Raw genomic sequence first — 371 nt, forward strand, 5'->3', positions numbered from 1 at the left:
GCGCCGGTGAAGAAGATGCGCAGCATGTGCACGATGATCGAGGCGGCGAACATCAGTGCGGCCCAGTGGTGGATCTGCCGGACGAACAGTCCGCCGCGCACCTCGAACGAGATGTTCAGGGTGGTCTCGTAGGCCTTGGACATGGTGACGCCGTTGAGTGGTGCGTAGGCGCCGTGGTAGACGGTCTCGGCCATGGACGGTTCGAAGAACAGTGTCAGGTACACGCCGGACAGCAGCAGGATGACGAAGCTGTACAGCGCGATCTCACCCAGCATGAAGGACCAGTGGGTGGGGAACACCTTGTTGATCTGGCGCCGGATGCCGGCTGCCAGGTGGTATCGCGAGTCGACCTCTTCGGCCTGTACCGCGAT

Annotated in this window: 1 pseudogene; it reads right to left on the reverse strand. The window is 62.3% G+C overall.

Annotation, left to right across the window (positions count from 1 at the left end):
* Positions 1–371: pseudogene (locus P0W64_RS22515) on the reverse strand (cytochrome b); the annotation flags it as partial.

The organism is Tsukamurella sp. 8F, assembly GCF_029167375.1.
Classification (GTDB): domain Bacteria; phylum Actinomycetota; class Actinomycetes; order Mycobacteriales; family Mycobacteriaceae; genus Tsukamurella.